Origin of the sequence: Paeniglutamicibacter sulfureus (assembly GCF_039535115.1) — a bacterium.
Classification (GTDB): Bacteria; Actinomycetota; Actinomycetes; order Actinomycetales; family Micrococcaceae; genus Paeniglutamicibacter; species Paeniglutamicibacter sulfureus.
Window position 1 is genome coordinate 3,066,324 of the sequence record NZ_BAAAWO010000001.1, and the last position, 18,906, is coordinate 3,085,229.

Sequence of the window (18,906 nt, forward strand, 5' to 3'; positions counted from 1 at the left end):
GCTGTGGATGACGGCTAGAATCATTCCGTTGGGTCCGGTCGTTGCCGGCCCCATTCGTCGCCCGTTTGGTCGATGTAAGAAAACGAAGGGGCCTAACTGTGAGCACAGACGAGACCAATAGTGTCGGCAGTGCCTGGCGCCAGGTAGTTCGCCATGTCGAACAAGACGACCGTGTCACTCCCATGCAGCGTGCATTTGCCGCCTTGGCTCAGCCCCAAGGTCTGATCGGGACAACCCTGTTGCTGGCGGTACCCAATGAGTTGACTCGCGACGTTCTCCAAACACAGCTCAAGGATCCCCTGGAACAGTCTCTAAAGCTGGTTTTCCAGTCAGATATCCGCTGTGCGTTCAGCATCGACTCGGATCTGGTCCCAGAGGAGGCTCCGGCTCCCCCCGTGGAGCTGCCCCCGGTTCCCAAGGCGCGCATCAGCGATGTCCTTCCGCAGCCGTCGCCACCGTCCAATTCCCAGGAATTTGGCCGGCTGAACCCCAAATACATCTTCGACACATTTGTTATCGGTTCCTCGAACCGTTTCGCCCACGCCGCTGCGGTTGCGGTCGCAGAGGCTCCAGCCAAGGCGTACAACCCCCTGTTCATCTACGGCGATTCGGGTTTGGGCAAGACCCACTTGCTCCATGCCATCGGTCACTATGCCCGGCATCTCTATAACGGAATCCGCGTCCGCTACGTAAATTCCGAGGAATTCACCAACGACTTCATCAACTCCATCCGGGACGACGAAGGTGCCAGCTTCAAACAGACTTACCGGAATGTCGACATCCTTCTCATCGACGACATCCAGTTCTTGGCCAACAAGGACGCCACCCAGGAAGAGTTCTTCCACACGTTCAACGCGCTACACAATCACAACAAGCAGGTCGTGATCACCTCTGATCTGCCGCCAAAGCAGCTGTCAGGCTTCGAGGATCGGATGCGTTCACGATTCGAATGGGGCTTGCTCACCGATATCCAGCCTCCAGAACTCGAAACCCGTATTGCCATTCTGCGTAAGAAGGCCACTGCCGAGAATCTCTCCGCGCCCGACGAGGTCATGGAATACATCGCTTCCAAGATCTCCACGAACATCCGCGAGCTTGAGGGTGCGTTGATCCGCGTGACGGCCTTCGCCTCACTCAATAACCAAACCGTTGACATGAGCCTTGCCGAGACAGTCCTGAAGGATCTGATCACCGACGAGGGTGCGCAGGAAATCACCCCGGCCACGATCGTTGCCCAGACTGCCGAGTACTTCAATCTCACAATTGAAGAACTCAACAGCAAATCCAGAACCAGGACTTTGGTGACAGCACGGCAAATCGCCATGTATCTGTTGCGGGAACTCACTGATATGTCCTTGCCAAAGATCGGCCAAGAACTTGGCGGCCGTGACCACACCACGGTGATTCACGCCGACCGGAAAATTCGCGAACTCATGGCCGAGCGTCGGGCAATCTTCAACCAGGTCACCGAACTGACCAACCGGATCAAGCAACGTCAGCGAGAAGGCTAGGGGCTGCTTGACCCAATAACCACAGGTGTGGATAAGCCTGTGGACAGTTAAGTGGACTACGGCGATTACCTGCGGATAACCACAGGGGTCGCTGTGGATCCCTTAATTTACGCAGAAAGTTATCCACCGGGGCGTGACACTCAGTGTCACGCCCAATCACATGTTGTGCACATGCATAATTGGTGCGTTCCCGCGGCGGAGGGTACTTATCCACAGTATCCACAGGGGTTATTAACACTACTAATCCCATCTTTCTTATTCATCCAGATAACAAGACCTCTTTTCCGTCCCCGGGCCCCAAGGCCCATATCGCCATCGTTTGCCTCGCTCCCATGGGTTCCTTGCAGCCGAGTTGCCCGCCAAGATAGACGCCCGAATTTCTGTTTCTCCGATATGGAACATCCCGCTCAGGACGCCACCATCGGGCCGGACTGGATTCGCCGTTGGAAGAAACTTGTGGTCCGCTCCCCCTTGGTCAAGACGAAGAAACCTGGATTTTAGCTAGCACTCCGTAAAACGCGTATCACTCCGGCCAAGACCTTGGATACCCAAACTTCATGCTCCTTCCGTCTGCGTTTTGTGCTCTTCAGATAGTCGGGGCTGCCGAAAACAACCTGTGATATCGGCTGCCTCGATTGAGTGGCTTCTCTTGCTACAGCGCGCTTGTTCAGGACAGTGCACACCCCCGTTCGTTTCGTGGCTTCAGAGAGGCCACAGGTTTCCGGTTTCGGCTAAAGTCATCGCGTTTCACACACAAGCCACAGGCAGGATCATCGTTTGCGAGTCTCAAAAGCCGGTATGCTCGAAGGCTGTGCCGTAGTTCTGCCATCAGCTGCAGTCGGTTCAAAAGCAAGCGTGTCAACGCACGCCGGTCCAAGGATCGGTTCTGGGTTTGGATTTTTTCCGAGCCGCTAAGCTTGCTTTAAGTCAAGTACTGTCGACTTCGTCGTGAAAGGCGGACCACTTCGTGAAGTTCAGCGTTGAAAAGGATGTATTGGCCGAAGCCGTATCCTGGACCGCCCGTTCACTCTCTCAGCGACCGCCCTCACCGGTGCTTTCAGGCATCCTCATCACCGCGACCAGCGGCACTGTTTCGCTGGCAGGGTTCGACTACGAAATTTCTGCGCACCTCGAGATCGCCGCGGATGTCGCAACCGAGGGAACCATCCTGGTCTCGGGCAAGTTGTTGGCCGAAATTTGCCGGAGCCTTCCAAACGCCACCGCAGTCATCGAAACCGATGGCACAAAGGTCACTCTCACCTGCGGACGAAGCCGATTCCACCTGGCCACCATGCCGGTGGCCGAGTATCCGGAACTTCCAGTGCTTCCAGAGGTTACCGGCGTCGTCGATGGCGAGGCTTTTGCCCACGCGATCAACCAAGTCATCGTTGCAGCGTCCAAAGACGACACCCTCCCGATCCTCACCGGCGTCAAGATGGAAATCGAAGACGACCTGATCACGTTCCTGGCGACAGACCGGTACCGCCTGGCCATGCGCGAGGTCCACTGGAAGCCCTCACAGTCCGGTATTTCCACCTCTGCGTTGGTCAAGGCCAAGACCCTGAATGAGGTCGCCAAGACCCTTGGCTCCGCCGGCGAACTGAAGATCGCCCTGGGCGAAGGCAACGAACTCATTGGATTTGAAAGCGGAAACCGCCGGACGACCTCGTTGCTAGTGGACGGGGACTACCCCAAGATCCGCTCCCTCTTCCCCGAAAACACGCCGATTCATGCCACCGTGCGCACCTCGGACCTCATGGAAGCTGTCCGCCGCGTGGCGGTCGTTGCCGAGCGCAACACCCCGGTCCGGCTATCGTTCGCCGGCGGCCAGCTGTCCCTCGATGCCGGCACCGGGGAAGATGCCCAGGCCGAGGAATCCATCGAGGCGCAGATCGACGGCGAGGAAATCACCGTTGCATTCAACCCCGCCTACCTGAGCGAGGGACTGAACGCATTCGACAGCGAATTCGTGCGGTTCTCCTTCACCAGTGCCCCGAAGCCGGCCATGATGACGGCGCAATCGTCCCTGGATGGACAGGACAGCGACCAGTACCGTTACCTGGTCATGCCGGTGCGCCTACCAAACTTGCCCAATTAGGTTGCAAGCGGGGGAAAACCTGGTTTTCTTCCCCGTTGCAATCCAGTGTTCGACCGCTCCACGTCCGCTCCAACCGGAGCGGTCGAACACGACTTTTCTTGGCGGTTTCCGCCAGGCCTTCATCACCCGATCGACGGCACCCCGCCCCTTGATCCCACCGCAGGACGTCTAGGTGTATATCTCACATGTCTCTCTCACCGACTTTCGCTCCTATGCGCAAGCCGATGTCGAGCTGGGACCCGGCACCAATGTCCTGGTAGGTTCCAACGGCGTCGGCAAGACCAACATCGTCGAAGCCATCGGCTACCTGGCAACCCTTTCCTCACACCGCGTCACCAACGATGCGCCACTTCTGCGTTTTGGCACCGACCGGGCCTTGGTTCGGGCACGCGTCCAGCGGGCCAAGCTGGTGACCACCATCGAGGTGGAAATAACCGCCGGCAAGGCAAACCGTGCCCGGATCAACCGCGCCAACCCGGTGCGGGCGCGAGACATCCTGGGAATCGTCCGCACGGTGCTCTTTGCCCCGGAGGACCTGGCCCTGGTCAAGGGGGATCCGTCCAATAGACGCCGTTTCCTCGACGAACTGCTGGTCACCCTGCGTCCTGGCGAGGCGGCGACCCGCGGGGACTATGAGCGGGTGCTCAAACAGCGCAATGCCCTGCTGAAATCCGCCCGGGCCGGGGGAAAACCCTCCACGGCCCACGAATCCACGCTCGATGTCTGGGACACGCATCTTGCCCGTGCCGGGGCACGGGTGCTGCGCGGGCGGCTCGAGGTGCTCCGCCTGCTTTCGCCCTACATGGGTGCTGCCTACGCATCGTTGGCCGACGCCAACAAGGAAGCCCGCGCCTACTACCAATGCACGGTCCTGGCCGATTTTGACGGCGAGGAATCCTCCTCCGGGGTGCCGGAGACCGAGGAGGAAGCCACACGGGTGGCACCCGCGGCGCTGTTGGACGCCACCACGGAGGAACTCGAAGAGATGTTCCTCGCGGCCCTGTTGAATACGCGCGCCAAGGAACTTGAACGCGGCATCACCCTTGTGGGTCCGCACCGCGACGATGTCCTGCTGACCCTGGGAGGCGCCCCCGCCAAGGGTTATGCCAGCCACGGGGAAACCTGGTCGCTGGCCCTGGCGCTGCGGCTTGCCGCGTACAAGGTCATGGGCGAGGACGACCCGCGGCCCGGGGCCGGCCCGATTCTGATCCTGGACGATGTGTTTGCCGAACTCGATGCCACCCGGCGCACCCGCCTGGCGTCCATCGTTGCCGGCGCGGACCAGGTGATAGTCACCGCCGCGGTTGCCGGGGATGTCCCAGGGGAGCTCGGCGGCACCTTCCTGAAGGTCAGTCCGGGAGCGGTGCACTCGTGAGCGAGGAAAAAGACCCGCACGCCCCGGAGGCATTGGACGCCGCCCGCGCCATCCTCAACCGCATGCGCGAAGCGGCACTGAGTCGGGGGGAGGCCCGGATCGACGCGGCGAAGGCAGCCAAGTTCGAAGAGAATGCCGCCGCGCGCAAAGCCAAGAGACGAGCGAGTTCCGCGCCGGCAAAATACTCTGACGGGCGCGACCCCCAGGAAATCGGCAACCTCTTCGGCAAGATCGTGCGCGACCGCGGCTGGAGCGCACCGGTGGCCGTGGGCTCGGTGCTTTCGCGCTGGAGCGAACTGGTGGGCCCGCAGATTGCCGCGCATTGCATCCCCGAGTCGTTCGAGGACTCCACCGTGGTGGTGCGCTGCGACTCCACCACCTGGGCCACGCAAATGCGGTTGCTTTCCCATGAACTGCTCAAGCACTTTGACAGGGAACTCGGCCCCGGAGTGATCACCGTGATCCGGGTCCTTGGACCGGCCGCACCATCCTGGCGCCACGGCGGGCGCTCGGTCAAGGGCAGAGGTCCGCGCGACACCTACGGGTAGAAAACCAAAACGCGTAGCTGGCCGACTGGCGCACCGAGAGCGCGCGAACCACATAGCCCCCCACTCGAGGCGGGACAAATCGCTCCTGTGCATGATTGGTGGCCAATGACGGCATGTTGCTGCCCGTCAATGCCGGATAATATGGCGCAACACGGTAGAATTGATGAAGGTGTCTTGTCCGTGCGATGGGACGCTGGTTCATGATCGGGCACCTTCGGTGTTCGGCCTTCCACTGTTTGAGGAGTCTGTAGCACCTGTGTCTACCGATAACACCACACCCCAGGAACCCATCGATTCCGTAGAGGCCGGCGAATCCCCCGCGGCGCAGCCGGCGGATGAGAGTGTCAACGGCCGGGTGGAACACACCTATGGCGCCCAAGACATCACGGTTCTCGAGGGCCTCGAAGCGGTGCGCAAGCGCCCCGGCATGTACATCGGTTCCACCGGCCCGCGCGGCTTGCACCACCTGGTCTACGAGGTCGTGGACAACTCCGTCGACGAGGCCCTTGCCGGGTACTGCGACCACATCAAGATCACCATGCGGGCCGACGGCGGTGTCCGCGTCGAGGACAACGGCCGCGGCATCCCCGTGGACATCCACCCGACCGAGGGCAAGCCGACCGTCGAGGTCGTCATGACCATCCTGCACGCCGGCGGAAAGTTCGGCGGCGGCGGCTACGCGGTCTCCGGCGGACTGCACGGTGTGGGCATCTCCGTCGTCAACGCCCTTTCCTCGCGCGTGGAAACCGAGATCCGCCGTCAGGGCAGCGTTTGGCGCATGAGCTTCGCCGAGGGCGGCAAGCCGCAGGGCACCCTCGTCAAGGGCGAGGATTCCGACGCCACCGGCACCATGCAGACGTTCTACCCGGACGACAGCATCTTCGACTCGATCGACTTCGACTTCGAGACCCTCCGCGCCCGCTTCCAGCAGATGGCCTTCCTGAACAAGGGCCTGCGCATCACGCTCACCGACGAGCGCACCCTTGAGGTCGACGCCGACGAGATCGCCACGGAGGAAGACGAACTCAAAGACGACACCCCGAAGCACCGCGTCGTCGACTACCTCTACAAGGACGGCCTGCTCGACTACGTCAAGCACCTGAACTCCTCCAAGAAGGTCGAGCTTGTCCACGAAGACGTCATCGCCTTCGAATCCGAGGACACCTCCAAGGGCATCAGCGTCGAGGTCGCCATGCAGTGGACCAACGCCTACTCGGAGTCGGTGCACACCTACGCGAACACCATCAACACCCATGAGGGCGGCACCCACGAAGAGGGCTTCCGCGCCGCCATGACCTCGCTGATCAACCGCTATGCGCGTGAGAAGACGATCCTGCGAGAAAAGGACGAGAACCTCACGGGCGACGACATCCGCGAGGGCCTGACCGCGGTCATTTCCGTCAAGCTCGCCGAACCGCAGTTCGAGGGCCAGACCAAGACCAAGCTGGGCAACTCGATGGCCAAGGGCTTCGTCCAGGGCGTGGTCAACGAGGAACTCGGCGACTGGCTCGAGCGCAACCCGATCACCGCCCGCGACATCATCCGCAAGGCCCAGCTGGCCTCCCAGGCACGCCTGGCCGCGCGCAAGGCCCGCGACAACGCGCGCCGCAAGTCGCCGCTGGAATCCTTCGGCATGCCCGGCAAGCTCTCCGACTGCTCCTCGAAGAACCCCGCCGAGTGCGAGGTCTTCATCGTGGAGGGCGACTCCGCAGGCGGCTCCGCCAAGCGCGGTCGCAACCCGCGGGTCCAGGCCATCCTGCCGCTGCGCGGCAAGATCCTGAACGTCGAGCGTGCCCGCCTGGACCGCGCGCTGGGCAATGCGGAGGTCCAGGCCATGATCACGGCCTTCGGCACCGGCATTGGCGAGGAATTCGACATGGCCAAGCTGCGGTACCACAAGATCGTGCTGATGGCCGATGCAGACGTCGACGGCCAGCACATCACCACGCTGCTGCTGACCCTGCTCTTCCGCTTCATGCGCCCGCTGATCGAAAACGGCTACGTCTACCTGGCGATGCCGCCGCTGTACCGCATCAAGTGGTCCAACGCCGCGCACGAATACGTGTACTCGGACAAGGAACGCGACGACTCGCTGACCACCGGCGCCGCCAAGAACAAGCGCCTGCCCAAGGACAACGGCATCCAGCGCTACAAGGGCCTGGGCGAGATGGACTACTCGGAACTCTGGGACACCACCATGGACCCCGAGCACCGCACGCTGCGCCAGATCACCATGGACGACGCCGCAGCCGCGGACCAGATCTTCTCCGTGCTGATGGGCGAGGACGTCGAATCGCGTCGAAACTTCATCCAGCAAAACGCCAAGGACGTGCGCTTCCTGGACATCTAGTCCTCGATCCCGCACTCCCGAAGCGTTTAGACACAGACTTTTGACTAGAGGAAGAAATCGATGAGCGATCAGACTCCCGAAAACCCGCAGGACAACGCCCCCGGCAGCGAAGAAATCGTTGAGGGCGCGGTGATCGACGACGCCGTGGCGGTAAACCTCGGCGTCGACAAGATCGACCAGATCGACCTGCAGACCGAGATGCAGCGCTCCTACCTTGACTACGCCATGGCGGTCATCGTGGGACGCGCGCTGCCGGACGTGCGCGACGGCCTGAAGCCCGTGCACCGCCGCGTGATCTACGCGATGTACGACGGCGGCTACCGCCCGGAGCGCTCCTACAACAAGTGCGCCCGCGTGGTCGGCGAGGTCATGGGCCAGTACCACCCGCACGGCGACACCGCGATCTACGACGCCCTGGTCCGCCTGATCCAGGACTGGACCATGCGCTACCCGCTGGCCCTGGGCCAGGGCAACTTCGGCTCCCCGGGCAACGACGGTGCGGCCGCCCCGCGTTACACCGAAACCAAGATGGCCCAGCTGGCCATGGAGATGGTCCGGGACATCAACGAGGACACCGTTGACTTCCAGGACAACTACGACGGCAAGAACCAGGAACCCACCATCCTGCCGGCGCGTTTCCCGAACCTCTTGGTCAACGGCTCCTCCGGCATCGCCGTGGGCATGGCCACCAACATCCCGCCGCACAACCTGCGCGAGGTCGCCTCCGGCGTCCAGTGGTACCTCCAGCACCCGGAGGCCAACCGCGAGGAACTGCTCGAAGAGCTGATGCGCCACATCAAGGGCCCTGACTTCCCCACCGGCGCCATGATCCTGGGCACCAAGGGCATTGCAGATGCGTACCGCACCGGCCGCGGCTCCATCACCATGCGCGCCGTGGTTTCCGTCGAGGAACTGCAGGGACGCACCTGCCTGGTCGTCACCGAGCTGCCCTACCAGGCCAACCCTGACAACCTGGCGGTGAAGATCGCCGAGCTGGTCAAGGACGGCAAGATCTCCGGCATCGCCGACCTGCGCGACGAGACCAGTGGCCGCACCGGCCAGCGCCTGGTCATCGTGCTCAAGCGCGACGCCGTGGCCAAGGTGGTGCTGAACAACCTCTACAAGCACACCGAGCTGCAGTCCAACTTCTCCGCGAACATGCTTGCCATCGTCGACGGGGTGCCGCGCACCCTCTCGCTGGACGCGTTCATCCGCCACTGGGTCACGCACCAGATGGAAGTCATCATCCGGCGCACCCAGTTCCGCCTGCGCAAGGCCGAGGAGGAAGCGCACATCCTGCGCGGCCTGCTCAAGGCCCTGGACGCCCTGGACGAGGTCATCGCGTTGATCCGCCGCTCCAACACCACCGAGGCCGCGCGCGACGGGCTGATGGAAATGCTGGACATCGATGAGCTTCAGGCCCGTGCGATCCTCGACATGCAGCTGCGCCGCCTGGCCGCCCTGGAACGCCAGAAGATCCAGGACCGCCACGCGGAACTCGAAACGATGATCACCGAGTTCAAGGTCATCATCGCGGACCCGCAGCGCCAGCGCACCATCATCTCCGAGGAACTCGCCGAGATCGTCGAGAAGCACGGCGATGACCGGCGCACCAAGGTGCTGATGGGCTACGACGGCGACATGAGCGTCGAGGACCTGATCCCCGAAGAGGAAATGGTCGTCACCATCACCCGCGGCGGCTACGTCAAGCGCACCCGGAGCGACAACTACCGCTCGCAGCACCGCGGCGGCAAGGGCATCAAGGGCGCACAGCTGCGCGGCGACGACGTGGTGGAGCACTTCTTCGTCACCACCACGCACGACTGGCTGCTCTTCTTCACCAACCACGGCCGCGTCTACCGTACCAAGTGCTACGAACTGGCCGAGGCCGGACGCGACGCCAAGGGCCAGCACGTGGCCAACGTGATGGCCTTCCAGCCCGACGAGCGCATCGCCCAGGTCCTTGACCTGCGCAACTACGAGCAGGCCCCGTACCTGGTGCTCGCCACCCGCAACGGCCTGGTCAAGAAGACCCGCCTGTCCGACTACGACACCAATCGCACCGCCGGGGTCATTGCCATCAACCTGCGCGAGGGCGACGAACTCGTCTCTGCGCAATTGATCAGCGAGACCGACGACATGATGCTCGTTTCCCGCAAGGGGCAGTCGGTGCGCTTCACCGCCACCGACGAGGCACTGCGCCCCATGGGACGCGCGACCAGCGGCGTCACCGGCATGAAGTTCCGCGAGGAAGACGAATTGCTGGCCGCCGACGTGGTCACCGACGATTCCTATGTGTTTGTCGTCACCGAGGGCGGCTACGCCAAGCGCACCTCCGTGGATGAATACCGCGTGCAGTCCCGCGGCGGCATCGGCATCAAGGTAGCCAAGCTCGCCGAGGACCGCGGCGACCTCGTCGGCGCGCTGATTGTCCACGATGAGGACGAGGTTCTGGTGGTCATGGAGGGCGGCAAGGTGGTCCGCTCGGACGTTTCGCAGGTTCCCGCCAAGGGCCGCGACACCATGGGCGTCATCTTTGCCAAGCCGGACAAGAAGGACCGCATCATCGCCGTCGCGAAGAACACCGAGCGCGGCCTCGGAGAGAACGCCGAGGAAGATGCAGTACCGTTGAACGCGGAAAAGACACAAGAAACGGCCTCCGAGGCCCTTCCGGGTGATGAAAACCCGGCAGGAACCGAGGAAAACCTTGGGCACGACGACGAGGCCACCAACGACGGAGGTAACGCGTGAGCACCCCGAATACGCCCCGCCCGGCGGGCGGCACAGGTGGTACCCGTCCCGCACCGCCACGACAGGCACCCGTAGGGGCACAGCGCCCCGCCGGTGCGCCCCGGCCAGGAACCGCGCCCAAGCCCTCGGCAGCGCAGCGTCCGGCAGGCGCACCCCGCCCCGGGGCACCACGTCCCGGCGCACCGCGACCCGCCGGCCCGGCACAGGGACGCCCACAGCAGCTGGTCCGCCCGGCACCCAAGGCAAAGGTCCGCAAGGCACGCCTGCTCATTTCCAAGGTCGACCCCTGGTCGGTGTTGAAGATGGCGTTCCTGCTCTCGGTCGCCCTTGGCATTGTTACCGTCGTTGCAAGCGTCGTCCTGTGGTCGGTGCTTGACCTGACCGGCATCTTCGAGGCCATCAACGGGTTGCTGCGCGAAATTATCGGCTCCGAAACCGGGTTCGATTTGATGGAAATCGCATCGCTGGGCCAGGTTGCCTCGTTTGCCACCATCATCGCCGTGGTGAATGTGGTATTACTCACGGCCCTGTCGATGCTCTCAGCGGTGCTTTACAACCTCTCGTCGACCCTGGTTGGCGGCATTGGCGTGACCTTGACCGACGATTAATTCGCGGAAACACGCCAAAGTCGGCCCCCAACGCCCTTGATAAAGGGACGTTTGGGGGCCGATTTGTTTCTTTGGTGGTTTCTCGGGTAAAGTTTTATCTCGTTCCCGGCGGGAACATAGAGGGCGTATAGCTCAGGCGGTTAGAGCGCTTCGCTGATAACGAAGAGGTCCCTGGTTCAAGTCCAGGTACGCCCACGGATTCCCTCGTCCGAACGATAGGTGAAAGGAAATCTCCATGCGGAAATTTCTGGTGTTGGTGGCAGTAGCCGCGGGCGTTATTGGTTATCGTAAGTACAAGGGATCCACGGCTGAAAAGGCCACCTGGAGCCAGGGCACCGATAAGGTATCCTGAATCCGGGGCAGGGCAACCTGCCATGCAAGAAGTTGATGCACAACAAAATACGGGGACTTAGCTCAGTTGGTAGAGCGGTAGCTTTGCAAGCTTCAGGTCAGGGGTTCGACCCCCCTAGTCTCCACCGAAATAAAAGACCCGGGACGCAAGTTCCGGGTCTTTTATTCTTTAACACTCGCGCCCAGCCAGCCCCTTGAATTCTAGGGGTTGTCGGCTCCCCCGCTGCCCGCATTCGGTGGCCCGGCACGAGTAACCATAGAGTGGGCAGGTGACCTTTCTACTGGCCCTGGTGGGCGTCCTGGGAGTTGCCGCTTCAGGGCCGCTCATTGCCGCGTTCCCGGCCGTTCCCGCCCTCTCCATGGCCTTGTGGCGCAATGCCATAGGCACTGCAGTCATGGCCGTGCCCGCACTGGTGAATGATCGGCGCGGTTTCGGCCGGCTGCGCCGCCGGGAATGGGGATGGAGCGCCCTCGCCGCCCTCTCGCTTGCGCTGCATTTCGCCTTCTTCATGACGTCGATCCGAATGACCACCGTCGCTGCATCCACCGCACTGGTGTGCCTGCAAGCGGCGTGGATAGCGCTGTTCCAATCCCTGCGCGGAACAAGGTATGGCTGGAGGGTCGGTCTGGGAGTGCTGCTGGCTTTTGCCGGCGTTCTGGTGATCACGGGATTCGACATCGGGTCGGGCACGGAGGCACTTATCGGTGACGGGCTGGCCCTCATAGGCGGCGTCCTGGCCGCCGCTTACACTCTGGCGGGGTCCAAGGCCCGCGCGACCATGAGCACCAGTTCCTACACCACCATCTGCTACGGGCTGACTTCTGTCCTGCTCTTGGCAATGTGCCTGCTGGCCGGCGAACCGGTCTGGGGATTCGACCTCAATGGGTGGATCGGCATCCTTGCACTGGCTCTCTGCTCCCAGGTCCTCGGGCATTCGGCCCTGAACCATCTGCTGAGTTCGCTGGGCCCGCTCACCGTTTCCACCCTGATCTTGCTGGAAATCCCGGGGGCGGCCCTCCTGGCCGCATTGTTCCTGGGGCAGATATTGCCGGCCGGAACCGTGTTTGGGCTGGCTATCATCCTTGTCGGCCTGTTCTTTGTCGTGCGTGGACAGGCGCACGCTCAGAGCAAGGCCCTCGTGGAACCGCTGACAAAGGAACAGGGCACCACCTGATCCATCGCATCTCGGATTGCCGGATGCAGTGAAGACCACGTGCTGCCCTGTTGCTCTATGTCTGCCCGGGGCATCCGTTGCGGATGTCCCGGGATCGACCGAAACTACTTCTTGGTGCGGGGACCCGGCTTTGGCGCGGTGTCCCCAGTGGAAGCCTCGGCTTCGGAGACCCTTGCTTCGCTGGAGTCCAGGCTTGCCTCTGCCTTGTGCTTGGCGGTGGTGGCCGCCTCCGAAATTTCCTCAGCCGATTCGGAAAGCTGCTTCTTGTTGTCTGCCACCGCTTCGTCGGCTTTAGCTGAGCTGTTCTCCTTGGCGGCGGCTGCCGATGCGGCCACTTCGTCGCGGACTTCCTCCACGCTGGCGGGGACTTCCACCGGGCCGCTTGCGCGTACGGTGGTCGGTTCCACCGGTGCCGGGGTCTTCCACGGGTCGTCGATGGGCTTCGAGGCACGCCAAGCAGCCACGGCCGCTGCGCCCGCGGCGGCAATGACGGCTACGACAAGCCATCCCTTTTTCTTCTTCGCAGGCTTCTGCACCTTGTTCAGCTCCTTGCTGACTCGGCCCACGGCAGCGCTTGCGCTGTTCTGGACACGTTCGACGGTTTCAGGACTAGGCGTGAGTTTTTCGGAAACCTGGTGAAGTGCCTCGGGGACCCTGGCCTGCTCAAGCTTGCGCGTGGTGAATTCGGCCGCCTGGCCGATCTTTTCATTGGCCGCCGGCAGGTAATCGTTGAGAACGACATTGCGCGCATGGGTGAGGGCAGGCGTCGCCTTCTCGAGCGCCTCGTTCAGCGCGGGAGTGGCACGATCAACGGCCTTCTGGACCCGGGGGGTGGCTTCGTCAATGGCCGCGGAGAGTCGTGGACCCACGCGCTCCAGGGACTCCTGGATCATGGGACTGACCCGCGCGACGGTCTCCGAAAGTTCGTGGGCGGCCCAGTTCAGGCTCTCCTGGATCTTCGGGGATGCCGTCTCGATGCCCTTTTCTATACGAGGAACGGCCCACTTCACGGCCGTGTCCACCTTTGGAGCTGCCCAATCCAATGCCTGCTCGGCACCAGTGGCAACACTTTCACCAAAGTCTCGAGCAATACGTTCTGACTTCACAGTGAACCCCTTCGATCGTTTCGTAAGCTTCGTCCTAGCCTACGACCTACGCTTGGCTTACAGCCATTACCTGACCGGCATATAAACAATCGTGTGGTCGTGTTCACTGAACGCGTAGCCATTCGCAACAGCGGTTAGAGCGCTCATGGAAGAATGACTGTATGACTGCAATCCCAACGCATACAGCCACCATCCACACCAACTTGGGCGACATCGTCGTAAACCTCTTTGGCAACCACGCCCCCAAGACCGTGAAAAACTTCGTGGGCCTGGCCACCGGCGAACAGACCTGGACCGACCCGCGCAATGGCGAGGAGAAGGTCAACACCCCGCTGTACAACGGCACGATCTTCCACCGCATCATCTCCGACTTCATGATCCAGGGCGGCGACCCGCTGGGCCAGGGCACCGGCGGACCGGGCTACCGCTTCGACGACGAGATCAATCCCGAGCTCGATTTCCGCGAGCCCTACAAGCTGGCCATGGCCAACGCAGGTATCCAGATGGGCCAGGGCACCAACGGTTCCCAGTTCTTCATCACCTCGATCCCGACCACCTGGCTGCAGGGCAAGCACACCATCTTCGGCGATGTCACCGACGAAGCTTCGCGCAAGCTCGTTGACCAGCTAAACGTCGTTCCGACCGACGGCCGCGACAAGCCGCTCGAAGACGTCTCCATCAGCAGCATCGACGTCACCGCGCTCTAGGCACGTGATCCGGGCGCGGTTCATGCGCCTTTAACCGTCGAAGGCTCCATCGGCCGCCCCGCCGCATCGTCCCTCACCTCGCCCTGCAAGGTGAGGGACGGCGGCGGGACGGATGGATGGGGCCTTTTGCTTTTGCCCGGCACGCACGTCTTGCAACGTGCGCATACCCGGTCCCGGCGCGTGGACCGCCGCGCCTGTAATCCGTCCCGTGGCAACGGGGCAACGAATGTACTTACCCAGGAGCATCGATTCCATGTCATATGGACTGTCCAACCCGAACCAGGCCGCGCAGGCACCCGTCTGCCCCAGGCACCCCGACCGGATTTCGTATGTCACCTGCCAACGCTGCTTGCGTCCGGCCTGCCCCGAATGCCAAGTCACGGCGGCGGTAGGAACCCAGTGCGTGGACTGCGTGCGCGAGGCCAACAAGCAGTTGCCAAGCACCCGTACGGTCTTTGGCGGCAAGGCGACGGACGGCCGCCCCTTGGTGACTTATGTGTTGATCGCCATTAACGTGGTTGTCTTCGGCCTGCAAATGATACTGCGCGACTTCAGTGACTACGTTGTGTACGCAGGGCTGTACACCAGCCCGTATCTGGAACCCGAGCCGTGGCGCATGCTCACCTCGATCTTTGCCCACTCCACGACTTTCATTGGGCACATTGCCTTCAATATGTACGCGCTGTACATCTGCGGACGTGTGCTGGAACCGATGCTGGGGCGGCTGCGCTTCCTGGCCCTGTACCTGGCCTCCGGTCTTGGCGGCTCCGTCGCCGTGCTCTTGATCACCGATCCACGGGTTCCCGTTCTGGGTGCCTCCGGTGCGGTGTTCGGGCTCTTCGCCGCGATGTTTGTGCTCCTCCGCGCACGCGGAGTCCAAACCATGCAGATCGTCATCTTGATTGCGATCAACTTGGCCATCGGCTTCATCATCCCTGGTATCGCATGGGAGGCCCACGTGGGCGGGCTGGTGGTAGGTGCTGCAACGGCAGCCGTCATGGCCCACGCGCCCAAGGGAAAGCAGCAGGCCCTGATGCAGTGGGCCGGCACTGCATTGTTGATTCTGTTGCTATGTGCGCTGACTTTTTACGGTGCCGCAAACATTCGACTCTGACAGCCAAATAGGACCGCTGGCCATGAAAGTTGTCCACATGGGTTATCCACACTGTTAATAACTCACAACCATGTAATTCATAAGAGACGGACCGGCTCCAGCGCCCGCGCTGACGCCGGTCCGTCTCGTTTGTGGATAGTTTTTGGCAAGTATTCACAATTTCATCCACACCTGTGGATAACTTAGTGCACAACCTGTGAAGTGTTGGGGATCCGATTCGGAGGTCCAGCAGAGCGTACTCGTCGAAAGTTTAACCGAATCCGTGAGATTGCGCGGAAATCCGGGCACTTCGAGGAGGGTTTGCCGTCCGTTGTCCACACGGCTTATCCACAGTGTTAATAACTTACGCACATGTAATTCACACCCCGCAAGACCGCCCAAACCGCGAAACTGGCGCTCCAAAAGGTTGAACCCACAGCTTTGTCCCCACCTGTGGATAACTTTCGTGCACAGCATGTTACTAAGTTTCGCGTCTACTCCCCCGCCCACTTCGCCCTGTGATTAGTGGGGGAAAACTGCAAAAATGGTGCTCATCAGGCTTCCGCACCCACCGGGTGCTTCCCCCATACCGGAGAGTCCCCATGCGCCAGGATTGGATCCACCCCGAGCATGTCGCTGCGTGGGCAGCCTTGACCAACCGCTTGGCAGCGTTCGATGAAACCGGGGAATTCTACGAAGTCGAGGATCTGGCAGAGGAACTGGACGAACCTGGCGTGGACCCCCTACAAGACACGATTGGACTCTGGGACGGCGATGCCATGATCGGGTTCGGTCAGCTCCGCCTCGGTGAGCAGCTGCGCGACGGCCGTGGGCGGGTTTCCATCGACGGAGGCATTGCGCCCGAGTACCGCCGTCGCGGCCACGGGTCCGGAATCATGGACACCCTTGAATCAAGGGCAGCGGAGAAGATGGCGGAACGACTCCCCAAGATCGACTTCACCATCGATGTGTGGGGGAATGCCGCAGGCCATGGTGCTGGCGCCATGGCCAGGAGCAGGGGGTACGAGCCTGCACGCTATTTCCAGGACATGTCCGTGTTGCCTGACAATTTCAGGCCCCGGGGACGCCCTGTGGCGGCCTATGGCGACGCGCGGCTGGTCGCATACTCTCCCAGCTTGTCCGAGCCGGTTCGGCTCCTGGACAATGAGGCCTTCGCCGATCATTGGGGCTCGACCCCGAAGAGCGTCAACGAATGGGCGGCCATGACCGAATCCCGTTCCTTCCGGGGAGCGTACTCCCAGGTGCTGCTGCAAGCGGACGGCGGCTCGGTTCCGACCACCGCTCTCTGCTACGTCTTGGCGGCCGAATGGGTGCCGGGAGAACTGTACATATCTCGCGTGGGTACGGCACGTTCCTCACGCGGACGAGGGTATGCGGCTTGGGCGCTCTCTAAGGCTGTTCAGGCGGCATTCGACGCCGGTTATACAAAGGTGGACCTGTCGGTGGACGCGCAAAGCCCAACCGGTGCGGCGGGGCTGTACCGACTCTTGGGGTTTGAGCTGGTTCGGCAGGGAACGATGTATCGAAAGATCGTCCGGGCCCGTTGAATAACTACGATGCGCGGCGGGGCTCCAACCCGTTCTCAGCCAATGAGCGGGAACAGCAGCGAAATGGCCAGTACTGCCATGAGCGTCGCGATGACGGCATCTAGGATGCGCCAGGATCGGGGACTGGCAAAGAACCCGCGCAAGTAGCGTGCCCCAAAACCCAAGCCGACGAACCAGAGAATGCTGGCTAGCGTCGCGCCCGTGCCAAAGACCCAGCGCCCAGGGTCGCCTTGGGCTGCGGCTATCGAGCCGAGGAGAATGACCGTATCGAGGTAGACATGCGGGTTGAGCCAAGTCAAGGCCAGCGCCGTCAGGACGGCAGTGCGCCGCGGGGTTGGCGGCGTCGATGCGCTTGTGTCCATCCCCCGCGGGCTGAGGGCCCGCCGGGCAGCGAAGAAGGAATAAACGAGCAAGAAAGTGGCTCCACCGATCCGGGCCACGTCAATAAACCACGGGGCGATCGACAGCAGGGCGCCCAGTCCGGCGATCCCGGCAAAAATCAGGACGGCATCCGAGACGAGGCAAATCAACACGGCAAGGCCGACATGTTCCTTTCGGATCCCCTGTCGCAGGATGAACGCATTTTGGGCACCAATGGCAACTATCAAGGAGAGGCCAGTGGCCAGACCGGATATAAAGGGAATGAAGATCACCAACCGAGATTAGGCGAACCAGCAAAGACGTGTCGAGCTAAAGATTCTTAGGGTCCATTAGGATTTCTAACTATGGACTTTTCCACGGAGCAACTACAAACGTTCAAGGCCGTGATCGACGCCGGAACCCTGGAGCGAGCGGCAGGACACCTGAACATCACCCCGTCGGCCGTCAGCCAGCGTCTCAAAGCCCTGGAAAAACGGGCAGGCAGCGTGCTGTTCATTCGTTCGCGACCGATTCGCACCACAGGCAGTGGGGACGTGCTGCTTCGTTTGGCTAGGGAGATCCAAATGCTGTCCACGGAGGCGCATCGCTCACTCGGATTGGACGCAACGCCCGACCGTGTACGCCGTCGAACGGAACTCAGCATTGCCGTGAATGCCGATTCGCTGGCCGGTTGGTTCGCACCGGTTCTTGGAGGGCTGGCTGTCCAGGACGTCATGGACTGCGAGATCCTGCGCCATGACGAGTCCCATTCCACCGCCTTGCTTCGATCGGGACAGGTCATGGGAGCGGTGACGACGAAAAGCAACCCCGTGCAGGGATGCTCTTCGGTGTATCTGGGAACCATGCGCTATCAAGCCATGGCCAGTGCAGATTTCATGGAGCGCTGGCTCCCGGGTGTCGATCAAGGGGCCGAGCTCGCGTTTGCGCCAATGGTGAGTTTTGATCGGACCGATGACTTGCAACGGGCGCTGCTCAGAAAGGTCGTGGGCAAGCGGATCGCTGAAGCGCCTGCGGAGCACTTCGTGCCGGACTCGAGGATGTACGTGGCAGCCGTGGTCGCGTCGTTGGGTTGGGGCATGATCCCTGAGGTCCAGGATCCTCGTGACGGATCGCTGGTATGCATCAACGAGGCGTGGACAAGCGATGTCGCTCTTTACTGGCAGCGGTGGAAGGTTCCCTCCGTGGCACTGGATCTGCTCACCGGTCTGGTGCTGGATGCTGCGGGGGCCGCCGGCCTGCGCCAGGAATTTTGAGTTTTCCGGCAGGAACGCGATCCGTGGTCCA

General features: G+C 62.0%; 15 protein-coding genes and 2 tRNA genes. 15 read left to right on the plus strand and 2 right to left on the minus strand.

All coding sequences use genetic code 11. The features are described 5' to 3' along the window. The first annotated feature begins 98 nt into the window (after nt 1–98). The 11 genes from dnaA to ABD687_RS14060 all read left to right on the plus strand — a co-directional run bounded on the left by dnaA (nt 99) and on the right by ABD687_RS14060 (nt 12,767). Nucleotides 99–1,511 (plus strand): chromosomal replication initiator protein DnaA, encoded by a 1,413-nt coding sequence (gene dnaA, locus ABD687_RS14015; RefSeq protein WP_264271049.1) that lies wholly within the window; start codon nt 99–101, stop codon nt 1,509–1,511. A gap of 967 nt (nt 1,512–2,478) precedes the next feature. Beyond that, nucleotides 2,479–3,609: a DNA polymerase III subunit beta gene (gene dnaN / locus ABD687_RS14020; protein WP_302263321.1), complete on the plus strand. Its 1,131-nt coding sequence runs from the start codon at nt 2,479–2,481 to the stop codon at nt 3,607–3,609. A 172-nt stretch (nt 3,610–3,781) separates the two neighbouring features. After that, the gene (gene recF / locus ABD687_RS14025) at nt 3,782–4,984 is read left to right on the plus strand and encodes a DNA replication/repair protein RecF (RefSeq protein ID WP_310290209.1); all 1,203 of its coding nucleotides are present in this window, start codon (nt 3,782–3,784) and stop codon (nt 4,982–4,984) included. Further along, the gene (locus ABD687_RS14030; RefSeq protein WP_264271046.1) at nt 4,981–5,532 is read left to right on the plus strand and encodes a DciA family protein; all 552 of its coding nucleotides are present in this window, start codon (nt 4,981–4,983) and stop codon (nt 5,530–5,532) included. Before recF ends, ABD687_RS14030 begins: the two co-directional genes overlap by 4 nt. A gap of 355 nt (nt 5,533–5,887) precedes the next feature. Continuing rightward, complete coding sequence (gyrB, locus tag ABD687_RS14035; protein ID WP_264271058.1) at nt 5,888–7,882, plus strand: DNA topoisomerase (ATP-hydrolyzing) subunit B; 1,995 nt, start codon at nt 5,888–5,890, stop codon at nt 7,880–7,882. A 60-nt stretch (nt 7,883–7,942) separates the two neighbouring features. Continuing rightward, on the plus strand, nt 7,943–10,633 hold the full coding sequence (gene gyrA / locus ABD687_RS14040) for a DNA gyrase subunit A (RefSeq protein WP_310290206.1): 2,691 nt from the start codon (nt 7,943–7,945) through the stop codon (nt 10,631–10,633). Next, a complete protein-coding gene (locus tag ABD687_RS14045) occupies nt 10,630–11,241 on the plus strand; it encodes a DUF3566 domain-containing protein (protein ID WP_310290204.1) in 612 nt (203 codons plus the stop codon). Before gyrA ends, ABD687_RS14045 begins: the two co-directional genes overlap by 4 nt. A 121-nt stretch (nt 11,242–11,362) precedes the next feature. Beyond that, nucleotides 11,363–11,436: transfer RNA gene (locus tag ABD687_RS14050), tRNA-Ile, on the plus strand. Nucleotides 11,437–11,476: 40 nt separating this feature from the next. Next, on the plus strand, nt 11,477–11,593 hold the full coding sequence (locus ABD687_RS20750; protein WP_367281523.1) for a DLW-39 family protein: 117 nt from the start codon (nt 11,477–11,479) through the stop codon (nt 11,591–11,593). 51 nt (nt 11,594–11,644) lie between these two features. Continuing rightward, nucleotides 11,645–11,717: transfer RNA gene (locus tag ABD687_RS14055), tRNA-Ala, on the plus strand. Between the two features lie 144 nt (nt 11,718–11,861). Further along, nucleotides 11,862–12,767 carry a DMT family transporter gene (locus ABD687_RS14060; RefSeq protein ID WP_310290200.1) on the plus strand — a complete coding sequence of 302 codons (906 nt, stop codon included), beginning with the start codon at nt 11,862–11,864 and terminating at the stop codon, nt 12,765–12,767. Nucleotides 12,768–12,871: 104 nt separating this feature from the next. On the opposite strand, the gene ABD687_RS14065 is transcribed toward ABD687_RS14060, so the two are convergent. Beyond that, on the minus strand, nt 12,872–13,777 hold the full coding sequence (locus ABD687_RS14065) for a hypothetical protein (RefSeq protein WP_310290197.1): 906 nt from the start codon (nt 13,775–13,777) through the stop codon (nt 12,872–12,874). A 257-nt stretch (nt 13,778–14,034) separates the two neighbouring features. Between ABD687_RS14065 and ABD687_RS14070 the strand changes: the two genes are divergently transcribed. From ABD687_RS14070 to ABD687_RS14080, 3 genes are all read left to right on the plus strand, one after another. Continuing rightward, a complete protein-coding gene (locus ABD687_RS14070; RefSeq protein WP_302263316.1) occupies nt 14,035–14,580 on the plus strand; it encodes a peptidylprolyl isomerase in 546 nt (181 codons plus the stop codon). 253 nt (nt 14,581–14,833) lie between these two features. After that, complete coding sequence (locus ABD687_RS14075; protein WP_302263315.1) at nt 14,834–15,694, plus strand: rhomboid family intramembrane serine protease; 861 nt, start codon at nt 14,834–14,836, stop codon at nt 15,692–15,694. A 581-nt stretch (nt 15,695–16,275) separates the two neighbouring features. Continuing rightward, complete coding sequence (locus tag ABD687_RS14080) at nt 16,276–17,241, plus strand: GNAT family N-acetyltransferase (protein ID WP_310290192.1); 966 nt, start codon at nt 16,276–16,278, stop codon at nt 17,239–17,241. 35 nt (nt 17,242–17,276) lie between these two features. Here the strand turns inward: ABD687_RS14080 and ABD687_RS14085 are convergent, their stop codons facing one another. Further along, complete coding sequence (locus ABD687_RS14085; protein ID WP_264271057.1) at nt 17,277–17,891, minus strand: LysE/ArgO family amino acid transporter; 615 nt, start codon at nt 17,889–17,891, stop codon at nt 17,277–17,279. Nucleotides 17,892–17,966: 75 nt separating this feature from the next. On the opposite strand from ABD687_RS14085, the gene ABD687_RS14090 reads away from it, so the two are divergent. Then, the gene (locus tag ABD687_RS14090) at nt 17,967–18,875 is read left to right on the plus strand and encodes an ArgP/LysG family DNA-binding transcriptional regulator (protein ID WP_302263313.1); all 909 of its coding nucleotides are present in this window, start codon (nt 17,967–17,969) and stop codon (nt 18,873–18,875) included. The last annotated feature ends 31 nt before the right edge of the window (nt 18,876–18,906 follow it).